Annotated in this window: 2 protein-coding genes and 1 pseudogene; all 3 read left to right on the top strand. The window is 56.4% G+C overall.

Going from position 1 to position 3,983, the window contains the following annotated elements:
* A pseudogene (locus ACF8AM_RS24295) lies at positions 1-1,229 on the top strand (hypothetical protein); the annotation flags it as partial.
* A gap of 495 nt (positions 1,230-1,724) precedes the next feature.
* Positions 1,725-2,429 carry a response regulator transcription factor gene (locus tag ACF8AM_RS24290; RefSeq protein WP_392558133.1) on the top strand — a complete coding sequence of 235 codons (705 nt, stop codon included), beginning with the start codon at positions 1,725-1,727 and terminating at the stop codon, positions 2,427-2,429.
* 4 nt (positions 2,430-2,433) lie between these two features.
* A complete protein-coding gene (locus ACF8AM_RS24285) occupies positions 2,434-3,909 on the top strand; it encodes a sensor histidine kinase (RefSeq protein WP_392558132.1) in 1,476 nt (491 codons plus the stop codon).
* Positions 3,910-3,983: the final 74 nt, after the last annotated feature.

The following is a 3,983-nucleotide window of genomic DNA, read 5'->3' as shown; positions in this document are numbered from 1 at the left end:
CGCCTGCCGAGGAAGAGAAACCCGATCCGGTGATGGAATTGCCGCCTGAATTCGCTCAGTTTCAAAAGTTGTTGGAGATGCCGGGCCAGCCGCCGGATGCCCCGCCGATGTCGGAGGCACCGGTACTGGAGGACGTTGTGTTGGACGTGGCGGCGAATGAGTTTGTTGATCCGATGCTGATCGCGACTCCGCCAAAGGAAGTCGACATTGAGACGGCGCTGAAAATGCGGTTGGCGATCAGCACCAAAGGGTATCCCTTGTCGGATTTGGTTCTGTTCATCGGCGAAGCCACCTTGATTCCAATCCAGTTGGACTGGGTGTCCATGGATTTGGCCGGAACGGATCTGAGGCAAGCGGTGGCAACCAATGTGAAGGGCTGGACGACGATGGGGCAATTGCTGGGCGACGCGGCTCGTACAGCGGGTTTGAAGATTGAAATGGAGGACGACCGGCTGAATCTAACCTTGCCGATGGAAACGCTGCAGGCACAAACGAAAGCGTTGGTGGAGCTGGATGATTTCGGTGCTGAACGCGGGTCGGCGGAATTGCTTTTGGATCGACTGACATCGGCCGTGGAACTGGAGCCGCGTGACGCGCTGCACCTGCGTTGTTTGACGACGGAATCGTTGCGTCAGATGCGGCAACACGAGCCGATGCTGGGTGACGAGGTGATGTCGCGCTGGACCGCGGCTTACGTTCATCGGCCTACGGAGGAATTGATCGATGACGGCTTGCCGCCTGCTTGGCCGGAACTGGTTGAGGGCGACCCAGGTTCGCAGTTGGACACTGCGATTGCGATGGCGGGATTGTTGCGACGAACCGCTCGGGTGAATCAAGCGACCTGCGTTATCAACTGGACGGACGCTCAACGACGTCGTTTGTCACCGGGGCAACTGGTGATGGCGTACGCGGGGGAACCAGGCAACAAAGTTCCCGCCGGGAAGATGCTCAACCGCACCTTGGATCCGATGGGTTTGCAAATTCGCGAGGTCGATTCATCGCATTGGTGGGTTGGGACATCCGCCACGTATGACCGATTGCCGGTCGTCGTGCGAAGCGAACCGTTGGGGCCACGGCGCGACGATGTCTTGCACCGAATTCGCGAATCGGCTCGCTTGGTCGGTGTCGGTTTGGCGATCGAGCACGACCCGGTTTCTGACGGGTTCTTGGCGGTGATGCCAAGATTTCTTTATCGGCAATTGCCAAAGATCGTCGGGCCGGAACTCTGAATCGATCTGGTCATTTGAGGTAAGCGGTTAGGCTGACCAGCAACAGAATGAGGGCGGAGACGATGGCGGTGGACTGGACGACGAAGATCAGGCTGATCATGTTGGTTCTCGCAAGTAGACGACAAGTGAAAGGTCTTCCTACTATCGCCGGGCACGCTGAATTCTTGCTGAAGCGAATCTAAAACAGGCTTTATGTGAGAACAAAAACTTGGTGTGGATCGAGTTGGACAACTGCTTCGCAACTTGGAAAACTGCTTCGCAACGTGTGGACAACCAGTGACGATGTTGGCGGTGTGGCGCAAGCCGCCCGGTGAGAAACGGGAGGACTCGTCGCCTCATCCACGACGACAACCATCGAACGTGCATTGATTGGCGGCGTGGATAAAGAAATCTTCATCTTGAGTTCATGCCTGGCTTAGGTGGATGACCAGACTGGTGTGTCTGTTGCTCAAGAAGTTTTTGATGGCCATCGGTTGGTCGGTGATTTGAATCGAGGTGAATTGCAATGCAGCGAGCAGTCCAATGAGCGTGCGAGTGCTGGTGGTCGAGGATGAGCCAGGAATCGCAGATTTTCTGGTGCGAGGTTTGACCGAAGAGGGCTATTCCGTCGTTCATTGTGAGGATGGTGGCCACGCGTGGTTGCGATTGCAGTCGGAGACCTGGGATCTTGTCATCTTGGATTGGTGGTTGCCTGGCGAGGATGGGCTGCAAATCCTGCGTCGTTTTCGTCAGAAGAACCGCTCGACGCCTGTCTTGTTTCTGACCGCTCGCGATGGTGTCAACGAACGGGTGACGGGATTGGATGCGGGTGCGGATGATTACCTGACCAAGCCGTTTGCGTTTGAGGAATTGTTGGCTCGCGTGCGGTCGCTGCTGCGACGCCAAGGCCAATCTGATTCGTTGCATCTGGAATACCAAGACATCCGAATCGATTTGGCTCAGCAACGCGCCACTCGAAGTGAGGTGCCGTTGGATTTGACGGCCAAAGAGTTTTCTTTGTTGACAATGTTTGTGCGGAACCCCGGACGGGTTTTGTCACGCACACGGATTTACGAGACGGTTTGGGACGAAAATTTTGACGGCATGTCCAACACGCTGGAAGTGCACGTGAAGGACTTGCGGCGCAAACTAGAAAAGGTCGGCCCGCGAGTGATCCAGACTCGTCGCGGTCAGGGATACATTCTGGAATCATCGCCGTGAACGCATGAGTCTCACCAATCGGGTTTGCATTTTCTTTTTGACAGCGCTTGGAGTCATCCTGGCGGTGTATTCGCTGGTGTTCTATTCCATCACCAGCCAGCACATTCATTCGCGGTTTGATGACGAACTGAGCAGCGTTCTGAAGTCGCTCGTCGCGGCTGCCGAAGTTGAAGAAACGGAAGTCAAATGGCAACCGTTGGAACACTCGATCGACTTTGGCGTGCACAATGAATTTGGTGCAGTGCACTGGGTGGTGATCGGTGACGACGGTGTGATCGTCGAACGCTCTCGAGCAATCGATCAAGAATTCGTGTCAAGAGTTGAGGGGCTGGCCGCGTTCACATCGATCCCGTTGGGACCGGATGTTGAAACGGGGCTGGCGGCAGAAACGACGGTGTCCGATGGCTGGGTGATGATGAGCCGGCAAGTGGCAGCACCACGGCCCGTTCGATTGCTGCGGGAATTGGACGAATTTGACCAGTTGAAGGTGGTGGTGGGACGACCGACGGCCCCTCGCGATGCGATTCTGTTTCGGTTGATGTTGTTGGTCACGCTGCTGCCTTTGCTGGCTTGGTCGATCGCCGCGTTAATGGGGCAATGGGTGGTTCGAAAAGCACTGCGTCCCGTTGCGGCGATGGCGGAACAAGCCCAAGCGATCTCGGGGGCCGATTTCGATTCGCGGCTGACAAACACGAACTCGCATGATGAATTGGCCGAGCTAGCGACCGCGTTCAATCGGTTGCTCGGGCGACAGCAAGAAGCGTTTAATCAGCAGCGCCGATTCGCGGGAGAAGCCGCGCACGAATTGCGAACACCGTTGACCGTGCTGCTGGGACAAATCGACGTGACCCTGCGGCGCCCACGCAGCGACAGCGAGTACCAAACGACTTTGTCGATGTTGCGAAACAAAACGCAATCGTTGCAGGAAATCGTTGAGTCGCTGTTATTCCTGGCTCGCAGTGATCGCGATTCTTCGTCGCCGGCACTGCGTTGTTTTGAGCTTCTACCTTGGTTGGAAAGTCAGCAGTCAACGTGGCCTTTGGAGGAACGAGGTTCGGATTTCCAAATGGAGATTTCGCTGCCGGAAGGAGCCTCAGTGCGGGCGACACCGGCGTTACTGGCACGTGTGATCGACAACTTGGTTGGCAATGCGGTCAAGTACAGTGAACCGGGATCGCCGATTGTGGTTCGCGCGTTTCAGGAAAACGACGAGACGTTCATTCAGGTCGAGGATTCTGGGACCGGGATCAGCGAGGAGGACGTTTCCAAGTTGTTCGATCCATTCTTTCGTTCGGACTTAGCGCGCCGTCGCGGGATCGCGGGAACCGGGTTGGGGCTAGCGATCGCCAGTCGAATCGCGACGACCCTGGGCGGGACACTGGTGTGCGAAAGCAAGCTTGGCAGCGGAAGTTGTTTCACGTTGCGTTTGCCGGCGGCTCACACATTGCCGACCGAAGTTTCGAGTGCTCTGTCAAAGTAAAGAGTGAGGGGTGATCGTAATGGACGAGGCGACGAGTCCTTGGATTTCGAGCCCGTTCAGGACTCGTCGCCTCG

The sequence above is a fragment of the Rhodopirellula sp. JB055 genome, assembly GCF_043100905.1.
In the GTDB taxonomy this organism is placed as follows: Bacteria; Planctomycetota; Planctomycetia; order Pirellulales; family Pirellulaceae; genus Rhodopirellula.
This window is presented reverse-complemented; position numbering and strand designations above follow the sequence as displayed.

Excerpts from the sequence above, each read along its gene's own strand:
- ACF8AM_RS24285 (WP_392558132.1), top strand. The coding sequence starts at position 2,434 with ATGAGTCTCACCAATCGGGTTTGCATTTTCTTTTTGACAGCGCTTGGA.